This window comes from Ruegeria sp. BF10 (assembly GCF_056538725.1).
Genome location: NZ_JBQFTR010000001.1, coordinates 1,933,671 through 1,957,702, shown reverse-complemented (window position 1 = coordinate 1,957,702; position 24,032 = coordinate 1,933,671). Strand labels below are relative to the sequence as shown.

At 58.7% G+C, this 24,032-nt stretch carries 21 protein-coding genes; 10 read left to right on the top strand and 11 right to left on the bottom strand.

The features are described 5' to 3' along the window. Positions 1–294 precede the first annotated feature (294 nt). Positions 295–1,056, top strand: a complete 762-nt coding sequence (locus ACR0DJ_RS09835) for an NAD kinase (protein ID WP_254440103.1) — start codon at positions 295–297, stop codon at positions 1,054–1,056. A gap of 239 nt (positions 1,057–1,295) precedes the next feature. Here the strand turns inward: ACR0DJ_RS09835 and ACR0DJ_RS09830 are convergent, their stop codons facing one another. From ACR0DJ_RS09830 to ACR0DJ_RS09815, 4 genes are all read right to left on the bottom strand, one after another. Beyond that, complete coding sequence (locus tag ACR0DJ_RS09830) at positions 1,296–2,747, bottom strand: amidase family protein (protein ID WP_170347248.1); 1,452 nt, start codon at positions 2,745–2,747, stop codon at positions 1,296–1,298. A gap of 89 nt (positions 2,748–2,836) precedes the next feature. Continuing rightward, on the bottom strand, positions 2,837–4,726 hold the full coding sequence (gene prpE, locus ACR0DJ_RS09825) for a propionate-CoA ligase PrpE (protein WP_480684740.1): 1,890 nt from the start codon (positions 4,724–4,726) through the stop codon (positions 2,837–2,839). A gap of 10 nt (positions 4,727–4,736) precedes the next feature. After that, positions 4,737–4,928, bottom strand: a complete 192-nt coding sequence (locus ACR0DJ_RS09820) for a hypothetical protein (protein WP_480686249.1) — start codon at positions 4,926–4,928, stop codon at positions 4,737–4,739. Positions 4,929–5,092: 164 nt separating this feature from the next. Beyond that, the gene (locus ACR0DJ_RS09815) at positions 5,093–7,366 is read right to left on the bottom strand and encodes an NADP-dependent malic enzyme (protein ID WP_480684738.1); all 2,274 of its coding nucleotides are present in this window, start codon (positions 7,364–7,366) and stop codon (positions 5,093–5,095) included. A 185-nt stretch (positions 7,367–7,551) separates the two neighbouring features. On the opposite strand from ACR0DJ_RS09815, the gene ACR0DJ_RS09810 reads away from it, so the two are divergent. The 7 genes from ACR0DJ_RS09810 to upp all read left to right on the top strand — a co-directional run bounded on the left by ACR0DJ_RS09810 (position 7,552) and on the right by upp (position 13,941). Next, the gene (locus ACR0DJ_RS09810; RefSeq protein ID WP_480684736.1) at positions 7,552–8,256 is read left to right on the top strand and encodes a hypothetical protein; all 705 of its coding nucleotides are present in this window, start codon (positions 7,552–7,554) and stop codon (positions 8,254–8,256) included. After that, positions 8,219–9,322, top strand: a complete 1,104-nt coding sequence (locus ACR0DJ_RS09805) for a cupin domain-containing protein (RefSeq protein WP_170347244.1) — start codon at positions 8,219–8,221, stop codon at positions 9,320–9,322. Before ACR0DJ_RS09810 ends, ACR0DJ_RS09805 begins: the two co-directional genes overlap by 38 nt. 94 nt (positions 9,323–9,416) lie before the next feature. Continuing rightward, entirely contained in the window at positions 9,417–9,809 is a 393-nt protein-coding gene (locus ACR0DJ_RS09800; RefSeq protein WP_170347243.1) for a cytidine deaminase, read from the top strand. Positions 9,810–9,813: 4 nt separating this feature from the next. Continuing rightward, positions 9,814–11,121: a thymidine phosphorylase gene (locus tag ACR0DJ_RS09795; RefSeq protein WP_425079021.1), complete on the top strand. Its 1,308-nt coding sequence runs from the start codon at positions 9,814–9,816 to the stop codon at positions 11,119–11,121. Next, positions 11,118–12,329 (top strand): phosphopentomutase, encoded by a 1,212-nt coding sequence (locus ACR0DJ_RS09790; protein ID WP_480684733.1) that lies wholly within the window; start codon positions 11,118–11,120, stop codon positions 12,327–12,329. Before ACR0DJ_RS09795 ends, ACR0DJ_RS09790 begins: the two co-directional genes overlap by 4 nt. Beyond that, positions 12,326–13,312, top strand: a complete 987-nt coding sequence (locus ACR0DJ_RS09785; protein WP_480684732.1) for an adenosine deaminase — start codon at positions 12,326–12,328, stop codon at positions 13,310–13,312. The genes ACR0DJ_RS09790 and ACR0DJ_RS09785 overlap by 4 nt, the downstream gene beginning before the upstream one ends. Further along, entirely contained in the window at positions 13,309–13,941 is a 633-nt protein-coding gene (gene upp, locus ACR0DJ_RS09780) for a uracil phosphoribosyltransferase (RefSeq protein ID WP_152457415.1), read from the top strand. Before ACR0DJ_RS09785 ends, upp begins: the two co-directional genes overlap by 4 nt. A gap of 6 nt (positions 13,942–13,947) precedes the next feature. Here upp and ACR0DJ_RS09775 read toward each other — a convergent pair whose 3' ends face one another. Next, entirely contained in the window at positions 13,948–14,961 is a 1,014-nt protein-coding gene (locus tag ACR0DJ_RS09775; RefSeq protein ID WP_170347239.1) for a hypothetical protein, read from the bottom strand. Positions 14,962–15,097: 136 nt separating this feature from the next. Here ACR0DJ_RS09775 and ACR0DJ_RS09770 point away from each other — a divergent pair, with 136 nt between their 5' ends. Next, on the top strand, positions 15,098–16,033 hold the full coding sequence (locus ACR0DJ_RS09770) for a DMT family transporter (protein ID WP_257600298.1): 936 nt from the start codon (positions 15,098–15,100) through the stop codon (positions 16,031–16,033). 281 nt (positions 16,034–16,314) lie between these two features. Continuing rightward, a complete protein-coding gene (locus ACR0DJ_RS09765) occupies positions 16,315–17,088 on the top strand; it encodes a Hint domain-containing protein (protein ID WP_425077933.1) in 774 nt (257 codons plus the stop codon). 56 nt (positions 17,089–17,144) lie between these two features. Here ACR0DJ_RS09765 and ACR0DJ_RS09760 read toward each other — a convergent pair whose 3' ends face one another. The 6 genes from ACR0DJ_RS09760 to ACR0DJ_RS09735 all read right to left on the bottom strand — a co-directional run bounded on the left by ACR0DJ_RS09760 (position 17,145) and on the right by ACR0DJ_RS09735 (position 24,015). Continuing rightward, positions 17,145–19,346, bottom strand: coding sequence for a 3-hydroxyacyl-CoA dehydrogenase NAD-binding domain-containing protein (locus ACR0DJ_RS09760; protein ID WP_480684731.1), 2,202 nt, complete (start codon positions 19,344–19,346; stop codon positions 17,145–17,147). Then, the gene (locus ACR0DJ_RS09755) at positions 19,339–19,827 is read right to left on the bottom strand and encodes a cupin domain-containing protein (protein ID WP_170347235.1); all 489 of its coding nucleotides are present in this window, start codon (positions 19,825–19,827) and stop codon (positions 19,339–19,341) included. Before ACR0DJ_RS09755 ends, ACR0DJ_RS09760 begins: the two co-directional genes overlap by 8 nt. Continuing rightward, on the bottom strand, positions 19,827–21,038 hold the full coding sequence (locus ACR0DJ_RS09750) for an acetyl-CoA C-acetyltransferase (RefSeq protein ID WP_171363086.1): 1,212 nt from the start codon (positions 21,036–21,038) through the stop codon (positions 19,827–19,829). The genes ACR0DJ_RS09755 and ACR0DJ_RS09750 overlap by 1 nt, the downstream gene beginning before the upstream one ends. A gap of 11 nt (positions 21,039–21,049) precedes the next feature. Further along, positions 21,050–21,688: a glutathione S-transferase family protein gene (locus ACR0DJ_RS09745; RefSeq protein ID WP_480684730.1), complete on the bottom strand. Its 639-nt coding sequence runs from the start codon at positions 21,686–21,688 to the stop codon at positions 21,050–21,052. 278 nt (positions 21,689–21,966) lie between these two features. After that, the gene (locus ACR0DJ_RS09740) at positions 21,967–22,179 is read right to left on the bottom strand and encodes a hypothetical protein (RefSeq protein WP_257600301.1); all 213 of its coding nucleotides are present in this window, start codon (positions 22,177–22,179) and stop codon (positions 21,967–21,969) included. Positions 22,180–22,233: 54 nt separating this feature from the next. Beyond that, the gene (locus ACR0DJ_RS09735) at positions 22,234–24,015 is read right to left on the bottom strand and encodes an acyl-CoA dehydrogenase C-terminal domain-containing protein (RefSeq protein ID WP_425077935.1); all 1,782 of its coding nucleotides are present in this window, start codon (positions 24,013–24,015) and stop codon (positions 22,234–22,236) included. Between the last annotated feature and the right edge of the window lie 17 nt (positions 24,016–24,032).

Sequence of the window (24,032 nt, the reverse complement as noted above, 5' to 3'; positions counted from 1 at the left end):
GGACGCGATCAGCTCGATCTCGTCGCGCTGACGACCCAGTTCCGACGTGATCGAGCCAAAAAGCTCGGGATCACGATCAGCAAGGGACTGGGTGAAAAATCCGGTGTCACGAAGATTGGCGTTCATGGGCGCTCCACATGGCTGGGTAAAAATCTTGCGGATTTCCTATCGGAAACGCCACATTTGCAAAAGGCTTAAAGCGACGATTTGGCCCGCTGCGGCGTCAAGACTGGCCTATCGGGGAAAGGTATGTTTGTTTCGGAACCAAATGTGCAGCACCGGAAACCGGAAAACATGAAAAAAAGAATCGCCTTTCTTGCCAGTGAGGTCAAAGTGGCGCAAACGGCCCGGGATATTCTGGTGTCCAAACACGGTAATGCGGCGCCCCGCGACGCAGATGTTGTGGTTGCTCTTGGGGGGGATGGCTTCATGTTGCATACCCTGCACAACATGCAGCACCTTGATACACCGGTATACGGGATGAACCGTGGCACGATCGGGTTCCTGATGAACGAGTATCACGAAGACGACCTGATGGCCCGCCTGGAAGATGCCGAGGAAGAGGTCATCAATCCGCTGGCGATGCGGGCGATGGATCAGTCCGGAAAGCTGCACGAGGCGTTGGCAATCAACGAAGTATCGCTGTTGCGCGCTGGGCCACAGGCGGCTCGTTTGAAGATCAGTGTTGATGGCCGCGAGCGCATGGATGAACTTGTCTGCGATGGAGCGCTACTGTCCACTGCGGCGGGGTCGACGGCGTATAATTACTCGGCACACGGGCCTATTCTGCCGATTGGCTCGGACGTTCTCGCGTTGACGCCGATCGCCGCATTCCGCCCCCGCCGATGGCGTGGTGCATTGCTGCCGAAAATCGCGAAGGTACGGTTCGATGTGCTGGATGCGGACAAGCGACCCGTTATCGTTGCCGCTGATTCCGTAGCTTTCCCAGACATTGACTGGGTCGAGATCCGATCCGATCCCACGATCTCACACCGCATTCTTTTTGACCCCGGGCACGGTTTGGAAGAACGACTGATTTCCGAACAATTCACATAAATTTTCGTTTCTGCGAGCTTTTTTGAGCCTGTGTGAAGCAGTTCACAGGGGATTTGCTCATAATTGGATAGTGTGGACTTGCCCGGAGAACACGCCAAGGTGGGAGTGAGTGGCCACCTGAACGGCGTATTCGAATGATTGCGCAGATTTTGCGCTGGCGAGGGTGGGTGGTGCTACGCTCGTCATCAGAAATCCGGGCTTATTTTAGCAGTCGGGCCCCGGGTACAATGTCCCGGGGTCTATTTTTTGCAGCCACCCTGCAACTCTGTCTTTTCCCAAAGCGGCAGGCACATTTGCCCCACGCGTGCCTCGATGGCCGCGGCCGCATCCACCGCCAGATCTTCGCGCCAGCGCTGAGCGGCAATCTGAACACTGATCGGCTGAGGACCCTTCGGCAATTCAGCCAGCCGGGCCGGGACACATGCCGCAGGCAGGCCCAGAAAGTTCATCGCATAAGAATATACGGCGCACCCCAAAACCTCGTGCACACCCTCAGCGCCTTCGGTGTCCCGGTCGGGTTTGAAGAACGGTTGTGGCAGGAAAGGCGACAGCACCAAAGGGTAATCCTGCAAAAACAGGGACCATTCGCGCGCATAGTGGCTTCGTTTGGCCAGCATCCGAACCATCTCGGTTTCGACAATTGGCGGGAATTCCTGAAAATACACCGCAAAGATATTCTGAATCGTTTTCGAACCAGCGGCTTCGATATCTGATTTCATAAGCGTCAGCACTTCGCCCATCAGCGTACGATAACCGATTCGACCGCATTCAAAAACGTCAGGCGGGTCAATCTCTTGCACCACATATCCCGCATCAACCAGCGCCTCTCGTGCCGTGTCGAGTGCTTTCTCGACCTCGGGGTGCAAGGCATAGCCGAATGTGTTTTTCGTAAAGGCCACCTTGACGGGCGCGTCGGGGGCAGGGCCACGCCAGGGCATCGGCACGTGAAACGGATCACGCGCGTCGGCGGCGATCAGGCTGGGCATGGACAGATACAGGTCAGCGGCCGACCGGGTTATCAGGCCCTGAACAGACATCGACTGCGCCAGCAAACCGCGTTCGGCTTTCTGGCTTGGGTTCCATGCCGGGACGCGCCCCAGCCCGGGCTTCACCGTCACGGCTCCGTTGGCCGCCGCGGGAAAGCGCAGGCTGCCGCCGATATCGTTGCCGTGGGCCAGCGCGCCGATTCCGGCCATGACCGCAGCGCCAGCCCCGCCGGAAGAGCCGCCGGGTGAGATATGCCGCCCCCAGGGGTTGTGCGTACGGCCATACAGCGGATTGTCCGTGTCGGCGCGGAAAGAGAACTCGGGCGTGTTGGTTCGTCCGACAACAACAGCCCCTGCCTTTTGCAGATTGCTTACAACCGGGGCGTCATCCGGTGCAATTACATCTTTCAGTGCGACGACACCGTTGGTTGTGGCGTGGCCTTTTTGGTCAACATTCACCTTGATCGTGACCGGCACGCCATGCAGCGGACCCGTGGGTTTACCGCCAGCCCGCGCATTGTCCAGCGCTCTGGCGCGTTCCAACGCCTGCTCGCGCAGGTCTTCCACCACCGCATTCAAATCCGGGTTGACCTCATCCATTCTCTCGATCGAGGCCTGAACCGCCTCGGTCGCACTCAGGTCGCCGCGTCTTGTCAGGGTGGTCAGGTCTGTGGCGCTGAGACGCCAGATATCGGTTTGTGTCATGGGTCCTCACTGTCTTAACGTGACAGTAGGGAGGCTGCTTCCGGTTGCAAGAGAAGACAAAAAAATGGGCGGCTAATGCCGCCCCCGGGTTACTTGGCGTAACCGATTGTCTGCAAGGACTCTTTGATCTCGTCAAGAATGGCTGGATCATCGATCGTTGCAGGCATTTTATAGTCCTGACCGTCTGCAATCGACACCATCGTACCCCGCAGGATTTTACCCGAACGTGTCTTGGGCAACCTGTCGACGACGACGGCCAGTTTGAAGGCCGCCACCGGGCCGATCTTTTCCCGCACCATCTTGACGACTTCCTGAACCACGTCGCCATGATCCCGATCAGCGCCGGCATTCAGGCACAGGAACCCAACGGGCATCTGACCCTTTAGCTGATCCGATACACCGATCACAGCGCATTCGGCTACGTCCGGGTGAGCGGCAAGCACTTCTTCCATCGCCCCGGTCGACAGGCGGTGGCCCGCGACGTTGATGACATCATCGGTGCGGGCCATGATATAAAGATATCCGTCCTCGTCGATCATTCCGGCGTCGCCGGTTTCATAATACCCGGGGAAGTGCTCCAGGTAGGATTTCCTGAACCGCTCCTCGGCGTTCCAAAGGGTCGGCAGGGTGCCCGGAGGCAGCGGCAGCTTGACCGCGATGGCCCCCAGTTCGCCGGCTTTCATCGGGTGGCCACCTTCGTCGAGAATTTGCACGTCATAGCCGGGCATCGGTTTCGCGGGCGAACCCAGCTTGATCGGAAGCTCTTCGATGCCCAGCGGGTTTCCAGCAATGGCCCAACCGGTTTCGGTCTGCCACCAATGGTCGATCACCGGAACCTTCAGCGCATCCTGTGCCCAGATGATAGTGTCGGGGTCAGCGCGTTCGCCCGCCAGATACAGCGCCCGCAGATGAGACAGATCGTATTTGGCGATCAATTCGCCCTTTGGATCTTCACGTTTGACGGCACGGATCGCCGTAGGGGCGGTGAAGAAGCTTTTGACTTTATGTTCCGAGATTACACGCCAGAAGGTTCCCGCATCAGGGGTGCCGACCGGTTTGCCTTCGAACACGATCGTCGTGTTCCCGTGGATCAGGGGTGCGTAGCAGATGTAGGAATGTCCAACGACCCAACCCACATCGGATGCCGCCCAGAATACATCACCGGGATCAACGTTATAGATGTTCTTCATGGTCCAGTTCAGCGCCACCAGATGCCCGGCAGTGGGGCGCACGACGCCCTTGGGTGCCCCTGTGGTGCCCGAAGTGTACAGGATGTACGCCGGATCGTCTCCGTCGACGGGAACACATTCCGCCGGTTCAACACCGTACTGGAACCCGTGCCAGTTGTAGTCACGCCCTTCGATCAGCTGAGCAACTTCTTGTTCGCGCTGAAAGATGACGCAGAAATCCGGCTTGTGCTCGGCAAGTTCGATGGCGCCGTCCAGAAGCGGCTTGTAGTGCACGACCCGGCCAGGTTCCATACCGCAGGACGCCGCAATGACGGCTTTGGGTTTGGCGTCGTCGATACGGACCGCCAGTTCATTGCTGGCAAATCCGCCGAAAACAACGGAATGCACAGCGCCCAGACGAGCGCAGGCCAGCATCGCTTCAAGCGCTTCGGGGATCATCGGCATGTAGATGATGACGCGGTCACCTTTCTCGATGCCTTTCGCCCGCAGCGCGCCGGCAAGATTGGCCACGCGGTTGCGCAGCTCGACATATGAAATCTCGCGCTTGGTATGGGTGATCGGGCTGTCATAGATGATGGCGGTCTGCTCGCCGCGCCCGTTTTCCACGTGGCGGTCCACGGCGTTCCAGCAGGTATTGACCCGTGCGTCGCTGAACCATTCGTACAAGGGCGCGTTGTCGTCGAACAGAGCTTTGCTGGGTTCTTTGACCCAATCGATCCCCTTGGCTGCGTCCATCCAGAACGCCTCGGGGTCTTTCTTCCAACTGTCATAAACGTCCTGATACGCCATCTCGTCCTCCTCACAACGACTTGGTCTTTGTGTTAGGACCCAGAAAACTATCGGGCAAGCGCGTCAAATGACGACGCGTCAGTTTATCGCAAAATATTTGCAGTAATTCGCGCAACGGCTTGCAAATTTTTGCAAACTTCTTTCTCACCATTGGATTTTCTGCGCCGAAGAGGCCATTTTGCAAACTTGCAAACTCGACCATGCAAAAGATCACGTCCGAGGCGAGTCGGCATAATGCCAATTCGCCATTCTTCCGCGTGCCCCAGGGTTCCCACGGAGATGCCACGACATATAGCCGTCAAAGTGTGAGAATTGTGTTAACCGCACCCCCGCGGGGGATGTGGTTCAGGGTGTCGGGCGGCCGGCTTACCCGTAATGCGCCACCGGCGTCCCCGCGATGGCAGCCATGTTCAACAATCCGCGTGCGGTAATGGATGGGGTGACGATATGCGCCTTGTTGCCCATTCCCATCAGAATGGGGCCGACTTCGATCCCGTCCGCTTTCATTTTCAGGATATTGCGCACGCCGCTGGCCGCATCCGCATGGGCAAAGATCAGCACATTTGCCGCGCCCTGCAGGCGTGAACCCGGAAAAATCCGCGCCCGAAGATCCGCATCAAGGGCCGCATCCAGGTTCATTTCGCCTTCATAGACAAAGTCGCGCGGTTTCTGGTCCAGGATGTCCAATGCGGCGCGCAGGCGTTTTCCCGATCCTTCCGCCTGATTGCCGAATTGCGACTGCGAGCAGAACGCGATCTTGGGTTCGATCCCGAATCGGCGAACATGCCGCGCGGCGCCAATGGTCGATTCGGCCAACTCCTCCGGTGTCGGCAATTGCCGGACATGCGTATCGGCGATGAACAGGGGGCCGTCTTCCAATATCATCAGCGACAACGCGCCGTGCGGGCGCAGGTCGCCGTCAGCCAGCACCTGTTCAACATAGTTCAGATGCCAGCGATATTCGCCGAACGTGCCGCAGATCATACTGTCAGCCTCGCCCCGATGCACCATGATCGCGCCAATGGCGGTTGTATTTGTGCGCATGATCGCTTTGGCCAGATCCGGGGTCACACCTCGGCGCTGCATGATCTGATGATACGAGCTCCAGTAATCGTAATAACGCGGATCGTTTTCCGGGTTCACGATCTGGCAGTCCGTGCCCGGGCGAATGGTCAGGCCCAGTTTTTCGCACCGGGATTCGATGACTTCGGGGCGTCCGATCAGGATCGGTGTTTCCGTTGTTTCCTCAAGAATGGCCTGTGCAGCCCGCAGCACCCTTTCATCTTCGCCTTCGGCAAATACGATGCGACGGGATGCGACGGCCGCGGCCTCGAATACGGGGCGCATCAAAAGCGCCGACTTGAAAACAGACTGGTTGAGTTTTTCCTTGTAGACCTCAAGATCCTTGATGGGGCGCTTTGCGACGCCGCTTTCCATGGCTGCCTTGGCAACGGAAGATGAGACGACGCCCACCAAACGCGGATCAAAAGGTTTCGGAATCAGATAATCCGGCCCAAAGGTCAGTTGCTCGCCCTTGTAGGCGGCAGCCGCCTCGGCGCTTGTCGTCGCGCGGGCCATTTCCGCAATGCCGTCAACGCAGGCGATCTGCATCGCGTCATTGATCTCGGTCGCGCCCACATCCAGAGCGCCCCGGAAGATGAACGGGAAACACAATACGTTGTTGACCTGATTGGGAAAATCGCTGCGCCCCGTGGCGATGATCGCGTCCGGGGCTACCTCACGCGCGGCTTGTGGCAAGATTTCAGGCGTCGGGTTGGCCAGTGCGAAGATGATCGGACGATCGGCCATTTTCTGAACCATTTCAGGCTTCAGGACATTCGGGCCGCTCAGGCCCAGAAACAGATCCGCATCGCCGATGACATCATCCAGAGTCCGCAAGTCCGTTTTCTGCGCGAACTGCGACTTGTGCGGGTTCATATCCTCGGCACGCCCCTCGTAGACGAGCCCGTGAATATCGCACAGCCAGATGTTTTCCTGTTTCACACCCAGTTTCACCAGCATGTTCAGGCAGGCAATCCCCGCGGCCCCGCCGCCGGTTGATACGACCTTGATGTCCGCAAATGTCTTGCCGGCTACATGCAGAGCATTCTTCGCAGCGGCCCCAACGACAATGGCGGTTCCGTGCTGGTCATCGTGGAAAACGGGAATGTTCATGCGCCCGCGGCACAGCTTTTCGACTATGAAACAATCCGGCGCCTTGATGTCTTCCAGGTTGATGGCCCCGAATGTCGGCTCCAGCGCGCAGACGATATCCGCCAGCTTTTCCGGATCGGGCTGATCGACTTCGATATCAAAACAGTCAATGCCTGCGAACTTTTTGAACAGGACGGCTTTGCCTTCCATCACCGGTTTCGAGGCCAGCGCCCCGATGTTGCCTAAACCAAGAACCGCAGTGCCGTTGGACACCACGGCGACAAGGTTGCCGCGCGCCGTATACTTTTCCGCGTTTGCGGCGTCGGCTTTGATTTCAAGGCTGGCCTCGGCAACGCCGGGCGAATAGGCGCGCGCCAGATCGCGACCATTGGCCATCGGTTTCGTGGCCTTGATCTCGAGTTTTCCAGGTTTCGGATGGGCGTGATAGTCAAGCGCGGCCTGTCGCAGGCTGGGGGTGTCAGACATTGGAGATTCAGTTCCCTCTGAGAATTTGATTTAACATTAAACTATTCGTCCGAGCTTGGCTACGTTGCGTAACAATGCCGACGTGTCGCAGTTTCGAGCCGGACATGGGTTGAATTTTGACACAATTTTTTTACATCTAGGTAACTTTGCGAAACGCACAAACACTCAGGCAAGACGAAGCAGCAATGACATACAAGACAGATGATCAGGCCCACGGCCTGTCCAACGGTCCTGGGGCCGGCACTGGACTTGGGCGGCTGACCATGTGGTTTGCGGCGTTGACGGGAGTTATGCTTCTCGGTGCGATTGTGATCTGGCCGGAACAGGCAGCGTTCTTCAACCAGGAAGGCGGATTGTTCGAAACGGTTTCCGCGGTTTGTTTGTTTGTTGCGGGGGTGGTGGCGTTGTGGCGATACCCGGGTGTCACCCGGCTGTATATCGGGCTGACATTCCTATTGTTGGCCGAGCGTGAGCTGGAAGCAGGCGTTTATCCTGAAGGCAGTTTGCCGTTCCTGATCCTTGACGGTCTGGATGTCGTGCTGGACGTCAATGTGGTCAGGGTCTTGCTGGCCTGCGTTATCCTGGGCGGCGTCATCTGGCATGGGGCCCCGACGGGATGGCGTGCTGTCAAACGGCGCGCTCCCTTTATGATCGCGTTCATGGCGGCCGGCTGTCTTGCCGTCATCGCTCAGCTTCTTGAGGAATATACCGGGCTGCACAGCGACGCTTTGTCGACAGTTATGAAAACGCGACTTTTCGTCATGGAAGAAACGCTCGAGATGTTGTTTTCGATTGGCATTTTGGCCTCTGTTCTGATCGGATGGCCAAAATCGAAATCTGACGAGACATCTCATGACAAAGACAGCCGAGCCTTCGCAGACCCAAGCTGAATTTCGTTTGCCAACCCAGGAAATTCGAAACGACATCCCCTTTTATACCAAGGTGTTGGGGATGCAGATGGACATGATCTATCCCGCAGACGATCCGCGCGTCGCAGTGTTTTCAGGGCACGGTCTGCGGTTGCGGATCGAAAAAGACGCGCCCGAAGGTCCGGGAACATTGCGCATCCTGACAGATGACCCGGAACGCTTTGCAGATGGCCAACGCGTTCTTGTTGCGCCGAATGGGACCCGGATCGAAATCGAAGAGCGAAATCCGCCGCTGGTGATGCCTGAAACAGTTCATTCCTTCGTGGTGCGCAGGCTCAAGGATCAGGCGCCCTGGATCATCGGTCGGGCGGGGATGCATTATCGCGATCTGGTGCCGGATCGTCTGGGCGGATCGATCATCGCCAGCCATATCCGCATCCCGGACGGGGGCCCGGTGCCCGATATGGTGCATTTTCACAAAGTCGGGTTCCAACTGATATTCTGCATTCATGGCTGGGTGGATGTCGTCTATGAGGATCAGGGAGAGAGAATGCGCCTGACCGCAGGGGATTGCTTTATCCAGCCGCCGGAAATTCGTCATCGCGTGCTTGAGGCGTCGGACAATGTTCAGGTCATCGAGATAGGTGTGCCAGCGGAACATGTCACGGAAATCGACCATGACATGCAGCTTCCCACGCCGCATTTTCGCCCGGACCGCGAATGGCAGGGACAACGCTTTGTCTACAACCGGGCCAAGGACGCCGAATGGGTACCGTTCCGCCTTCCGGGTTACATCTGCCGCGACACGACAATTGCCGAGAACACCAAAGGGGTCGCAGGCGTTCAGGTCGTTCGCAAAGGGCAGGGCGATACCGAATGGGCCAGCCACGATACGGACATTCACTTTACCTTCGTGATGGACGGAGCGGTCACACTGGAAGGCGAAGGACGCGAGCCCTATCGGCTGGAGCAGGGAGACGCCTTTGTCATCCCGCCCGGGATGCGCACGCGCTTGTCCTCGCCCTCGGACAACATCGAGTTGCTGGAAGTCACCTTGCCCGGTACGTTCACGACAACACTGGGCTGACTGAAAAACATTGGCTGGGGGCTTCAATTCCTCTGCCTTTTTACTTAACGGTCCAAATTTCTGACCAGATGATCAAAAAAAACGGGGAATCGCCATGTCGCTCAAAGACGCTGCCTTGTCAGTCCGCGAAAACGCCTATGCGCCTTATTCGAATTTCAAGGTTGGCGCAGCGCTTCGATCCTCCTCGGGTCAGGTCTATTCCGGTTGCAATGTTGAGAACGTGGCATATCCCGAAGGCACTTGTGCCGAGGCCGGTGCAATCGCCGCGATGGTTGCTGCGGGCGAGCAGGAACTGACCGAGGTCTACGTGGTTGCCTCCAGCCCTCAGCCTGTGCCGCCCTGCGGTGGGTGCCGCCAGAAACTGGCCGAGTTTGGCAAGCGCGATGTGAAAGTTACACTGGCAACCGTGGACGGTGCCGAATTCGAGACAACCATTGGGGATTTATTGCCGGGCGCATTCGACGCGTCTCATATGGAGGATGTCTGAACGCATGGATGCCCGCTCGATCATAGCAAAACTGCGCAGGCAGGAGGTGCCCGGTCGCGAGGAGCTGATCTGGTTTGCGCAGGGGCTTGCGGACGGAAGCGTCAGCGACGCGCAGGCCGGGGCTTTTGCCATGGCTGTCTGCATGGGCGGTTTGGGCCCTCGGGGACGTGCGGATTTGACGATCGCGATGCGCGACAGCGGTGACGTACTGACCTGGGATGTGGACGGACCGGTGGTCGACAAGCACTCGACCGGTGGTGTCGGGGACAGTGTCAGCCTGGTTCTTGCCCCGGCGCTTGCGGAATGTGGGGCGTATGTCCCAATGATCTCGGGCCGGGGCCTGGGGCACACCGGTGGAACGCTTGACAAGCTTGAGGCCATCCCGGGGGTCAGCACTCAGATAGGGCAGGACCGTCTTGCGCAGATTCTGCGCGATACCGGCGCGGCCATCGTCGGGGCGACGGGCCAGATCGCGCCCGCAGACAAGCGTCTTTATGCGGTGCGGGATGTGACCGCGACGGTTGAGAGCCTGGATCTGATCACAGCGTCGATCCTGTCTAAAAAGCTGGCCGCCAGCCCGGACGCGCTGGTTCTTGACGTCAAGGTCGGCAGCGGCGCTTTCATGAAAACGATGGAAGATGCCCGCAAATTGGCCACCGCATTGACCGAGACCGCCAACGCAGCAGGGTGTCGCACGTCGGCGGTGATCACTGACATGAATCAACCCTTGGCCCCGGCGTTGGGGAATGCTTTGGAGATCGCTGAGGTGATGAAAGTGCTGACCACGTCGGATATGTCACCTTTGGCAGACATTTCTGCCGAGCTGGGGGGCGTCTTGCTGACCGATGCAGGAATGTGCGGTTCGGTCGAGGAGGGGCGTGACAAAATCTTTGAAATCATCCGTGACGGACGCGCCGCAGAGCGATTTGGTCGCATGATGGCAGCGGTTGGTGGCCCCGTTCAGTTCGTCGAGACCTGGGCTCGGTTCCTGCCTGAGGCGAATGTCATCCAAGAGGTTCCGGCCCCGCAGGACGGCTTCATCTCGGCCGTCGATGGCGAAGCTCTGGGTCTTGCGGTGGTTGCGCTGGGCGGTGGCCGTCAGGTCGAAAGTGACGAGATCGACCCCGCCGTCGGGATATCCAGTATTCTTCGGCTTGGCGATCGCGTGTCCAAAGGCACGCCGATTGCCGTGATCCATGCTGCGCGGGAAGATGCCGCGCGCCGAGCCGCAGAAACCGTGCTGAGCGCGATTGAGATCAGCGATACGGCTCCGACGCTTCCAGATCTGATCCACGAAAGGGTTCGCGTATGAGCCGTGCTTTTCTCGTCGTCATGGATTCCGTCGGAATAGGCGGTGCGCCTGATGCCGATCGTTTTTTCAATGGCGACGTCCCGGATAGTGGGGCAAACACGCTGGCTCATATCGCGCAGGCCTGTGCCGAAGGGCGGGCCGAAGACGGTCGCTCGGGTCCTTTGAACCTGCCGAACCTCGACGCGCTGGGGTTGGGTGCGGCTGCGCGGCTGGCGTCTGGGGACGCAACCCCCGGATTGGACGCCGAAGCCAATGGGTTGTGGGGCTGCGCGCGCGAGCATTCGCCCGGCAAAGACACGCCCTCGGGCCATTGGGAGCTGGCAGGTCTGCCGGTGCCCTGGGATTGGCACTATTTCCCGGATACGGTTCCAGCTTTTCCAGCGGACCTGAGCCGCGCAGCGGCCCAAGCCGCCGGGACCGAAGGCATCCTTGGCGATTGCCATGCCTCGGGCACGGCGATCATCGCTGAACTGGGTGCCGAGCATATGCGAACCGGCTGGCCGATCTGCTACACCTCAGCCGACAGTGTGTTTCAGATAGCAGCCCATGAAGAGAGTTTCGGGCTGGACCGTTTGCTGGGTTTGTGCCGCGCGCTTGCCCCGCGCTTGCACGAGATGAAAGTGGGTCGTGTCATTGCGCGCCCCTTTGTCGGCACGCCAGAGGCGGGCTTCAGACGGACAACCAACCGAAAGGATTTCGCCATTCAGCCGCCCGCTCCGGTTCTGACCAATTGGGCGCAGGATGCCGGGCGGAAAGTGCACGCAGTGGGCAAGATCGGCGACATCTTTTCCATGCAGGGTATCGACACGCTGCGCAAAGGGTCGGACGCTGAACTCATGCAGCACCTTTCAGAACTGGTGGATGACGCCGAAGAGGGCAGCCTGACTTTCGCCAATTTTGTTGAATTCGACAGTCTTTATGGCCACCGCCGCGATATCAGTGGTTATGCCCGAGCATTGGAATGGTTCGACCACGAGATCGGCGAGATTCTGCCCCGGCTCCGCCCCGGCGACCTGTTGGTGTTGACCGCCGATCATGGCAATGATCCCAGCTGGACCGGGACAGATCACACACGTGAACAAGTACCGGTTCTGATTTCCGGATCAGGCACGGGGCAGATCGGCCAGGTGGACTTTGCCGACATTGCCGCCAGCATCGCCCATCACCTGAACATTCCGGCGCAAGGGCCGGGAAGGAATTTTCTATGAGCGTCGCCGATCTGCCGAAAATAGAATTGCACCTGCATCACGAAGGCGCCGCGCCACCGGCGTTCATTCGTCAGCTTGCGCATGAAAAACGGGTGGACCTGAGCGGTATCTTCAAGCCGGACGGATCCTATGATTTCCGCGATTTCGCGCATTTCCTAAATGTGTATGAAGCTGCTTGCGAAGTTCTGAAGACGCCCGAAGACTTCCGGCGGCTGACATTGGCCATTCTCGAAGAAAGCGCCGAAAACGGTGTCGTCTATTCTGAGACTTTTCTGAGCCCCGATTTTTGTGGCGGCGGCGACCTGCACGCCTGGCGGGACTATCTGAACGCCATTCAGGACGCGGCGGACGAGGCCGAGCGCAAGTTTGACATCACCCTGCGCGGCGTCATTACCTGTGTGCGCCATTTCGGCCCCGATCAAGCCAAGCGCAGCGCCTATTGCGCGGCAGAGACTGCGGGCGACTGGATCACCGGTTTTGGCATGGGTGGCAATGAATCCGTTGGCACTCAGGGCGATTTCAAATGGGCGTTCGATTGCGCGCGCGAGGCCGGGTTGCGGCTGACGACACATGCCGGTGAGTTCGGAGGCCCTCAAAGCGTGCGCGATGCCGTCCGTGATCTGGGGGTCGAGCGCATCGGGCACGGTGTTCGCGCCATCGAGGATCCGGACCTTGTTCGCGAACTGGTCGACCGGGACATCACTCTGGAGGTCTGTCCGGGATCGAATGTGGTTCTGGGGCTTTTCCCGGATTTTGCGACACATCCAATCGCGGCCTTGCGTGATGCGGGCGTGAAAGTCACCGTCTCAACGGATGACCCGCCATTTTTTCACACGACCATGCGGCGGGAATATGAAATGCTGAACGCAGCTTTCGGCTGGGAGGCCGAAGATTTTGCGGCCCTGAACGAAACCGCCCTGGAAGCGGCCTTTTGCGATGACGCTACCCGTGCGCGGGTCAAGAAAAGACTGGAGAAAACATGAGCGAACATCTGACCATCGTCGATCACCCGCTGGTGCAACACAAACTGACGCTCATGCGGGACAAGGGGACCTCGACCGCCGTGTTCCGGCAGTTGCTGCGCGAAATTACGCTGCTGCTGGCCTATGAGGTCACGCGCGAAATACCGTTGACCACGCGCCATATCGAAACACCGATGGAAGAAATGGACGCCCCCATTCTGGCGGGCAAGAAAATGGCGCTGGTGTCGATCCTGCGCGCTGGAAACGGGATGCTGGATGGGGTGCTGGAGCTGGTTCCTTCCGCGCGCGTCGGTTTTGTCGGCCTGTATCGCGACGAAGAAACGCTGAAGCCCGTGCAGTATTACTTCAAAGCACCCGAGAGCCTTAAGGACCGTTTGGTTATCGCGGTGGATCCGATGCTGGCCACCGGCAACAGTTCGGCTGCGGCGATTGACCTGCTGAAAGAGGCGGGGGCGACGGATATCCGCTTTCTCTGTCTGTTGGCCGCGCCGGAAGGTGTGGCGCGCATGAAAGAGGCGCACCCGGATGTGCACATCGTCACCGCCGCACTGGACCGCGAACTGAATTCGAAAGGCTATATCATGCCGGGTCTGGGCGATGCGGGCGACCGGATGTTTGGAACCAAGTAACCCGGATTATTCGCCGCATATGTTTTGCAGCCGGACCCAATCGCGGTCCGGCAACACCTGTTCCAGGGTACGGCCAGCCATGGGATCAGCCTCGATCAGACCCAGTACTGATTCACCGGTAATGTCCTGGGCATAGGCGTAAGGGGTAGAGGGCAGGGCGCTTTGCGAGAACATCGCCAGCAAGTCGTCGTCCGGAAGGGATGGTCGGGGCTGCGAGAGGACCTGTTCGGTATACGTGTCAATGATCTCAGGTGTCAGTTCCCCGGTCGTCAACAACCGAAAGGCCGAGGATGCCCCGGTTCTGTCCAGCAGATCATCCAGCGGGTCCTTGAGCGCCGTCCGCGCGCGCTCTGCGATAACATAACCTGCTGCGACCGCAGGGTCTTCGTGGTCTTCTACCAGGGCACGATTCAATAGAACGGTGCCACCCGGCAGGCTGAGGCTGTCCTGAACGCCCGCGGGCAGAATAACGATCTGCCGGACGCCCGTACGACTGGCCAACCGATCCAGTGAAGCCTGCGCATCCACAGACGTGCAGGCCGGGCCCGAGACGCGCTCGATCCGCCGCAGGATCGTGTCTCCGATCTCCTGTCGTTTGATTTCGGGCACGACCGAGACAACATGGTTTTGCAACGCACCGGGCAGCCAAAACAACAATACCGCCAGAACCGCGGCCACAACGCCTCCGACGCTCATCCAGCGCAAACGACCGGGATGAGGACGAGAGCGTTCGATGGCACGTTGCAGCCGGTCGATCGCTTCAAGCATCGTGGTTTCGGATTCTCCCAGTTCCAGTGTCTCATCCGGATCGCCGTCGGGGCAAAAAACAGCCGGAAAGACACCGGGGTTCTGCCGTTCAAGCGCTGCCAAAGACCAATGCGTCAAAGCCCTGTCATTGAAATCGGAAATGGTCAGGGTGGCCTTGCCAATCGACACCACAACTTCGCGCCGCTGTTCATCGGGCGAAGGGCGCCACAGACCGGTGGCTTCGATCCGCTGGTACTGTTTCAGGGCCGTCATCTGGTTGGGGTCTGCTCGAAATTGTTTTGCCACAGCTTAGCATGGTGAAATCGCCGGGCGCAAACCTGTTGCGCAGGTATTCCGATTTGTGCTGGATACCCGTCAGGAAAAATTTGATCGCAACAAAGGCGCGGACATGCAGCAAGACACGACCACCTCTCCGGTGCTGGCTTCGGTCCTTATGGTGGCTGCAATGGCAATTATCGGTGTGATCGACAATGTTGTGATCCTGCTGGCCGAGACGGTCGGGCTGTGGCAATTCCATTTCATGCGTGCATTGCTGATGCTGCCGCTGATTGTCGGCCTGTCCCTTATGGGGCTGGGCGGGCTGAGGCCCCATCGGTGGGGAGCGGTCACCTTGCGCAGTCTTCTGATCACGACGGCCATGTTTTTCTATTTTGCGTCGCTGTCGATGATGCCGATTGCGCAAGCCCTGGCAGGGTTGTTCACCTCGCCGATTTTCGTGCTGTTGATTTCGTCCATAGCGCTCGGGCAAAAGATCGGGCCGTGGCGCATTCTGGCCGTTCTGGTTGGTTTTTCGGGCACTCTTCTGGTTTTGCAGCCAAACCCGGTTGCATTTGACATGCGTTCGGTTTTCCCGGTTGCCGCTGGTTTTTTCTATGCCTTGAGTTCGATCATGACGCGGACATATTGCGCGCGTGAAAGCACGGTAGCGATGCTGGCAGCCATGGTCATTACCCTTGGGCTGTCAGGGGCCGTGGGTGCCGCCTTGTTCACAGTTGCACCCGTTGCCACGCTGGACGGGCCGGACGGCTTTGTTACACGGGGTTGGGTCTGGGAAGTGGGGCCCGCGCTGCAATGGATTGTTGTTCAGGCCGTCGGGTCAACGATTGCCGTCTTCATGCTCATCAAGGCCTATCAGGTAGGCGAGACCTCTTACGTGGCCGTGTTCGAGTATTCGGTGATGATCTTCGGGCCGCTCTTTGCATTCGTCGCACTGGGTCAGGCCCTTGATTTGATGCAAGTGTCCGGGATTGTCCTGATCGCGGCGGCAGGGGTTTTGCTGGGCTGGCGGGCCAGGCGGTCATCCACCCAGCAGGAACTTGCCTGAAACGTACAACAGCGCACTGCCAACGGATTTTGCGGTTGCAACCTCAACAAGCGGGTTCATTTCAACGGATCAGGTGCAGATGGATTCGTAAGTTCCATGCATGCTGACCGTTTCGAAAATTGCACAAAAGCCTGTTTAAGCCTTGTGAGTGTTTACCAAATCGCCCTGAGAACGCGCTGAGACGGCCTAAATTGGGCATAAATATGTCCGAAATAAGACAGCCCCGATTTTTGATGTTAGCTGTTTGGCATAGTGAGTTTGTGCCAAAGGGGGTTAGGCACGTGTCTGAAGTTACGAGTATTTCTGTATATCTTGATCAGTCGTCTGAAACTGATCCATCCGGTTTGAACCACGCCGTGAACGCGCGCCGTGGTGGCTTTTTGAACGGCACGAAGGTTGCGACAACCAGCGGGTGGAAACAGGTTGAACGCATTGCCGTCGGCGATCTGGTCCGAACTCTGGATCACGGGTTCAAAGAGGTGCGCCGCATCTCGACCAGCGTCGTGGTCATTCCTGCCGAAGAGCGCCGTTCCGAGTATTTGCCGGTTTTCGTACCTGCACGCGCCGCATATAACGGGCGCCCCGTCTGGCTGATGCCCGAGCAGGGCATCGCTCTGAACCTGTCGCAGATTGATGCCAGTGTCAGCGGGTGTTCCGTTGTCTCCGCACGATTGCTGAATGGCGTGGGTCGGTTTATGTCGCAGGCACCGGGATCGTCGTTTGAGGTCCGTTCCCTGTTTTTCGACGAAGATCAGGTAATTTTTGTCGAGGGCGGCCTGCAAGCGTACTGCCCTTCCGGCCTGTTCAACATGCGCGGCACAGCCAGCGGGGCTGGTTACGATGTCGCCGATGAAGACACCGGCACAGAGCTGGTCAACCAGATTGCAAGCAGGGGCGATATGTCGGCCCTTGCCAATCCATTGGGTGCCCTGCCTGCACCCATTCCGCAGGAACCGATATTTCCGATCCGTCCGCCCTCTGGGGTCAGGCGGCCGGGTCGACCGGGGCGTCCAAACGCACCGGTGCTGTTTTTGCGGCCCGAATGGCAGATCTAACCAAACACTGACAAAAACGATGCAGGCGCGTGAACTCACGCGCCTGCATCACTGTTTCAGGCAGCTTTTGCTTCGGGGTTGAAGCGCCCGTAGAAGGTTTGCCCCTTCTCGGCCATCTCACGCAGCAGCGGCGGGCAGGCAAAGCGTTCGCCATATTTCTCGGCCAGCTGATCGCATCGTTCGGCTGCGTAGGGCGTGCCGATGATGTCGAGCCAGCTGAGCGGACCACCGGACCAAGGCGCAAAGCCCCAGCCCAGAATGGCGCCTACGTCGCCTTCACGGATGTCTTCCAGCACACCTTCTTCCAGCGCCCGAACCGCTTCCAGAACCTGCGCGAACATCAGGCGCTCCTGTACTTCGATCAGGTCGGGCTGGTCTTTGGCAAGTGGATACTTCTCTTGAAGACCCTTCCAGTATTCGACGCGTTTGCCCTTTTCGTCATAGACGAAGAAGCCGGCGTTTGCCTTGCGCCCCAAACGGCCCTGTTCTTCCATCCAGAAGATCAGATCGTCCGAGGGGCTTTCCGGATAGGCATCGCCCATGGCTGCCTTGGTCGCACGGGCGATCTTGGCCCCCAGATCAATCGAGGTTTCGTCGGTCAGCTGAATCGGCCCCACCGGGAAGCCCAGCTGACGCGCCGCGTTGTCGATCAGCACGGGGCTTACGCCTTCGGTGATCATCCGTGCACCTTCGTTGATGTACGGAATGATGCAGCGGTTGGCGTAGAAGAAGCGCGCATCGTTGACCACGATCGGCGTCTTGCGGATCTGGCGCACATAGTCGAGCGCCTTGGCAACGGCGCGATCACCGGTTTCCTTGCCCTTGATGATCTCGACCAGCAACATCTTCTCGACCGGCGAGAAGAAGTGGATGCCGATGAATTGGTCCGGACGCACGCTTGCCTTGGCCAGATCTGAAATCGGCAGGGTCGACGTGTTCGAGGCAAAGATGCAGTCTTCCGGGATGATCGCCTCGACCTTTTTGGTCATCTCGGCCTTTACGCCCATGTCTTCAAACACGGCTTCGATGATCAGGTCACACCCTTTCAGATGGTCCAGATCCGGTGTCGCCGTGATGCGCGCCAGCATGGCCTCTTTCTTTTCGGCCGTGACCTTGCCGCGCTTGATACCCTTGTCCAGATAGGTTTCGGTATAAGCTTTGCCTTTGTCGGCCGCCTCCTGATCACGGTCGATCAGAACGACCTCCATGCCAGCTTGGGCAGAAACCAGTGCGATACCGGCCCCCATCATGCCAGCGCCCAGAACGCCGATTTTCTTGACGCGTTGATCGGGCACACCTTTCGGACGGACCGCGCCTTTTTCAAGCGCTTCCTTGTTGAGGAACAGTGTCCGGATCATCGCCGACGAGGACGGGTTCATCAGAACGTTGGTGAACCAGCGGGCTTCAATTTTCAAAGCGGTGTCAAAATCAACCAGCGCGCCTTCATAGATTGCGCTCAGAAGGGCTTTGGCCGCGGGGAAGGCGCCTTGCGTTTTCCCATGAACCATGGCGCTCGCGCCCACGAAGGTCATGAAACCGGCAGGGTGGTAAGGCGCGCCACCGGGCATCTTGTAGCCCTTCGCGTCCCAGGGTTTCACCTGATCAGCGTCCTTGGCATTCAGAACCCATTCCTTGGCCGCGGCAACCGGATCGTCGGCAACCGCGTCGATCAACTGCGCGCCCTTGGCCTTGGCCGGGTCCATCATCTTGCCTTCAAGCAGTACGGGGGCCGCCGCCATGGCGCCAACCATGCGGCTGTAACGGATGGTGCCGCCGCCGCCGGGGAAGATGCCCAACAGGATTTCGGGCAGACCGATCTTGGACTTTGGATTGCTGGTCATAACACGGTGATGACACGCCAGTGCGATCTCGGTCCCGATCCCGGCGCAGGTTCCGTTGATCGCGCAGGCGATGGGTTTGCCGCCTTTCTTGGTCTTGGGGTCCATGCCCGCCAATTCCAGCTTGCGCAGGATGTGATGCCCGCCCATGACGAAATCAAACAACGCCTGTGCGGGTTCGTCACCCGCTTCCTGACGGATAGTCGCCAGTGTGTTCAGGTCCATGCCACCGGCAAAAGAGCCTTCCTTGCCCGAGGTGATGACAATACCTTTGATCTCGTCGTCGCTCAGGGCCTGATCAATCAGTTGGCTGACTTCCTGAAAAGCTTCGCGGGTCAGCACGTTCATGGATTTCCCCTGGGCGTCCCAGGTAACGAAAGCGACGCCGTCCGCGTCTTTGGTCAGAGTGAAATCAGTCATTGTCATCTCCAATCTGGTCAGCCGTCAGCGGGCTGCCGTCTTTCCGGGTGAAAGAGAATCCGTTCTCATCATCCTTCACCATCATGTCTATGTCGCTGTAATAGCCGGTCTCGGTCGGGGTCCGTGTGCCCACCACCAAAAAGGTCGCGGGCGCATCGGTTTTGTTCACAAGGTGGTGGCCGTTGGCCTCACCAGCGGGCCAAGCGGCGCAGTCACCGGGCAGCATCTCATGCTCACCATCGTCATCGATCAGCACGCATTTGCCGCTGAGCATGATGGCAAATTCGTCCTGCTCCATATGGTAGTGGCGCAGCGACGAAAGGCCCCGGGGCTCCAGCCGCACGATGTTGACCCCGTACTGGGTCAGCCCGCCCGCATCCCCGACGCGCTGCACGAAACGACCAGCGGTCGCCTCGGCCAGCTTGCCCGGATAGGACGAGCCCCCCTTGAACGGGATCTGAGAGAGATCCAGCTTGGGCATCAGACCCGCTCGATAATCGTTGCCGCACCCATGCCGGACGCAATGCAGAGCGTGGCCAGACCGATTTCCTTGTCCTGGCGCTCCAGTTCGTCCAGCAAGGTGCCGATGATGATCGCACCGGTTGCGCCCAACGGGTGTCCCATCGCGATCGAGCCGCCGTTGACATTGACCAGGGCCGGATCGACGTCAAACGCCTGCTGGAACCGCAGCACGACCGAGGCAAAGGCTTCGTTGACTTCGAACAGGTCCAGATCGCTGATCTTCATGCCGTTGTCGGCCAGGATCTTCTCGGTCACCGGAACCGGGCCGGTCAGCATGATGGTCGGGTCGGTGCCGATCTTGGCGGTCGCCTTGATGCGGGCGCGCGGCTTCAGGCCGTATTTCTCGCCAAATTCCTTGTTGCCGATCAGGACGGCCGCAGCCCCATCCACGATGCCCGAGCTGTTGCCGGCATGGTGGATGTGATTGATCCGCTCTAGATGCGGGTATTTCAACATTGCTACCTTGTCGAAGCCGGGCATCTGTTCGCCCATCATCTGGAAGGACGGGTTCAGCGCGCCAAGGCTTTGCATGTCGGTGCCGGGGCGCATGTATTCGTCACGGTCCAGAATGGGCAGGCCGTTCTGGTCCTTGACGGTGATGACCGACTTTTCGAACCGGTTGTCGGCCCAGGCTTCCGCCGCGCGCTTTTGCGATTCAACCGCCAGAGCGTCCGCGTCATCGCGGCTGAACCCGTATTCCGTGGCAATGATATCGGCCGAGATGCCCTGCGGCACAAAGTAGGTCTCCATCGCCAGAGAGGGGTCAACGGCAATCGCCGCGCCGTCGCTGCCCATGGGAACACGGCCCATCATCTCAACGCCACCTGCGATGTAAGCGTCGCCCGCGCCGCCCTTGACCTGGTTTGCGGCCAGGTTCACGGCTTCCATTCCGCTCGCGCAGAAACGGTTGATCGCCAGGCCGGGGATCGACTGGTCCAGGTCCGAGGCCAGAACAGCCGAACGCGCCAGACAGCCGCCTTGTTCCATCACCTGTGTGACGTTGCCCCAGATCACGTCTTCGACGGCGTGGCCTTCCAGGTTGTTGCGTTCTTTCATCGCGTTCAGGGTCAGGGCGGACAGGCGCACCGAGGTTACCTCGTGCAGGCTGCCATCCTTGCGGCCCTTGCCGCGCGGTGTGCGCAGAGCGTCATAAATATAAGCTTCGGTCATGGGTCTTCTCCTCAAGCTCGATCCGACGGGTTGCCGGGCATCAGGTCATAGGGGTGTTTCCAGCCGGGCTGCTCGGACAGGCGAGTCAGCCAGGCGTCGATATTGGGCCAGTCGGCACGGTCAAAGCCGAATGGTTCGGGGTAGTAAAGGTAGCCGCAGCAGCTGAGATCAGCGTTGGTTACGCCGTCGCCGACGATCCAGTCGCGGCCTTCCAGATGCGTGTTCAGCACCTGATAGGCAGCCTTCAGGCGGCCCTGGTTAAAGGCGATCACATCCGGGTTGCGATGCTGTTCGGGCAGAAAATTGATCAGGAACCGGGTCAGGCCCGCCATCGAGCTGAGCTTGTGATTGTCCCAAAGCACCCAGCGCAGGATGTCATAGTTCTCTTCCCGGTTTTTGCCGCCGAACTTGCCGGATTTTTCAGTCACATAGGCCTGAATGGCACCAGATTGGGAGGTTTGGAAATCACCATCGACCATGAAGGGTGCTTCGCCCATCACGTTGAGTTGTGAACGGAACTCGGGGCTGCGGGTGACATCCTTGAAGAAGTCGACAAAGACAGGCTCCCAATCGAGACCGGACATTTCCAGCGCCAGAGCGGCCTTGTAGGAATTGCCGCTTTCTCCGAAACAGTGCAGTTTTATGCTCATGCAATCGCCCCTCCCGTGGCGCACGTGGCTAAGCCGGAATTGAGTATTTTTGAAAAGATGAAGGTCAGTCGGTAACCTTTGATCAACCATCTTCCTATTCAATGGTCGCGCGGTACAGGCTGGAGAGCCGATGACCGCAAAAGGTGAAGTCGTCCCTGTCCTGATGGCGAGTGCGCCCGGTGGCAGGGACGCGTCGCAGCTTCATCTTTTCATAAATACTCCCGCCGGAGGCACCCGGCATCCAAGTTAGCGGTTTCGTAATAAATCGCCGCTGGCATTCACTTTTTCCGGGCTTCCAGTTCGGAATTGAAGATTCGCAGGCGATGGGTCAGGTTGTCCTCGTTGATTACGCTGTTAAAATTTTCGAACAGAAACGACAGCGCCTCTCCCTCGTCCAGACCGGCTTCGCGCGCGAACGCTTTGAGCTTGCGGTACCCGTCCTCGGTCATTGCCACGGGAAAGCGGCGAGTCAGGCGGAAACGTTTTGGCATGTTGTTCCTCCGGTAAGCTGGGTCCGGTCAATGTTGCCCGGACCCAGATTGAGATCAGAAGCTTGCCGCGTCCAGCGCCATGACCGTGTCCGCACCGGTTTGAATGCGCGACAGGTGCAACGCCGTGGCGGGGAGGCGCCGGGCCATGTAGAAGCGGCCGGTGTTGATCTTGGTCTCGTAGAACTCTTTGTCCGACGTGCCATTGTCCAGCGCTTCTTGCGCGGCCTTGGCCATACGCGCCCACATCAGGCCCAGGCAGACATGGCCAAACATGTGCATGAAATCGTAGGAACCGGACAGCGCGTTGTTCGGATTCTTCATCCCTTCCTGCATGAAATACATGCCGGCAGCCTGCAGATCCTTGGACGCAGCCTTCAGCGGTTCGATGAAGGCTTTGTCATACGCCTCGTTCTGGCCCGCGTTTTCCTTGCAGAAGGTTTTGACCATGTCGAAGAAGGCCATGACATGCTTGCCGCCATCCTGCGCCAGTTTGCGGCCAACAAGGTCCAACGCCTGTACGCCGTTGGCGCCTTCATAGATCATGGCGATCCGGGCATCGCGGGTATATTGCGACATGCCCCATTCCTCGATATAGCCATGGCCGCCATAGACCTGCTGCGCCTGAACGGTCATGTCGTAACCTTCATCCGTCAGGAAGCCCTTGATGACCGGGGTCAACAGTGAGATCAGGCCGTCTGCGTCCTTGTCGCCCGACCTGTGCGCCTTGTCGATCATCGTGGCACCCCACAGAATGAATGCGCGTGCACCTTCGGTGAAGCTTTTCTGGTCCATCAGGTTTCGTCGGATGTCAGGGTGAACAATCAGCGGATCGGCCGGGCCGTCCGGGTTCTTTGTGCCAGTAACATCACGGCCTTGCAGGCGATCCTTGGCGTATTCGACAGCATTTTGATACGCAGCTTCGGCCTGAGACAGGCCTTGCATGCCCACACCCAGACGCGCTTCGTTCATCATGGTGAACATGGCGCGCATGCCTTTGTGCTCTTGGCCCAGCAGCCAGCCGGTGGCCTCGTCATAATTCATGACGCAGGTCGAGTTGCCGTGGATGCCCATTTTCTCTTCGATCTTGCCGACCGATACGCCGTTGCGTTCGCCCAAAGAGCCGTCTTCGTTGACGATGAACTTGGGAACGATGAACAGCGAGACACCCTTGATACCCTCGGGGCCGCCGGGGATTTTCGCCAACACCAGATGGATGATGTTGTCGGCCATGTCGTGATCGCCAGCCGAGATAAAGATCTTCTGGCCCGAGATTTTATAGCTTCCGTCACCCTGCGGTTCCGCTTTGGTGCGCATCAGGCCCAGATCGGTGCCGCAATGCGGTTCCGTCAGGTTCATGGTGCCGGTCCATTCACAGCTGACCATTTTGGGCAGGTACTTGTTCTTCTGTTCGTCCGTTCCATGCGCCAGAATCGCCGATGCAGCACCGTGCGTCAGGCCCTGGTACATTGTGAAAGCCTGGTTGGAACCCGAGAACATCTCGCCCACGGCGGTGCCCAGCACATAGGGCATGTTCTGACCGCCATACTCTTCCGGCATGTCGAGGCCAGTCCAGCCACCTTCCTTCATCTGCTCGAAGGCGTCTTTGAACCCGGTCGGGGTGTACACAATGCCGTTTTCCAACCGGCATCCTTCGGTGTCGCCGACAACGTTCAGCGGATGCAGAACATTGGTGGCAACCTTGCCGGCTTCTTCCAGAACCGCGCCGGTAAACTCGGCTTCCAGTTCGTTGTAGCCGGGTATGTCCGACTGCGAGACATTCAGTACGTCGTGCAGGATGAACTGCATGTCTTTGGTTGGCGCGTTGTAAACGGGCATGTGAAGCTCCCTTAATT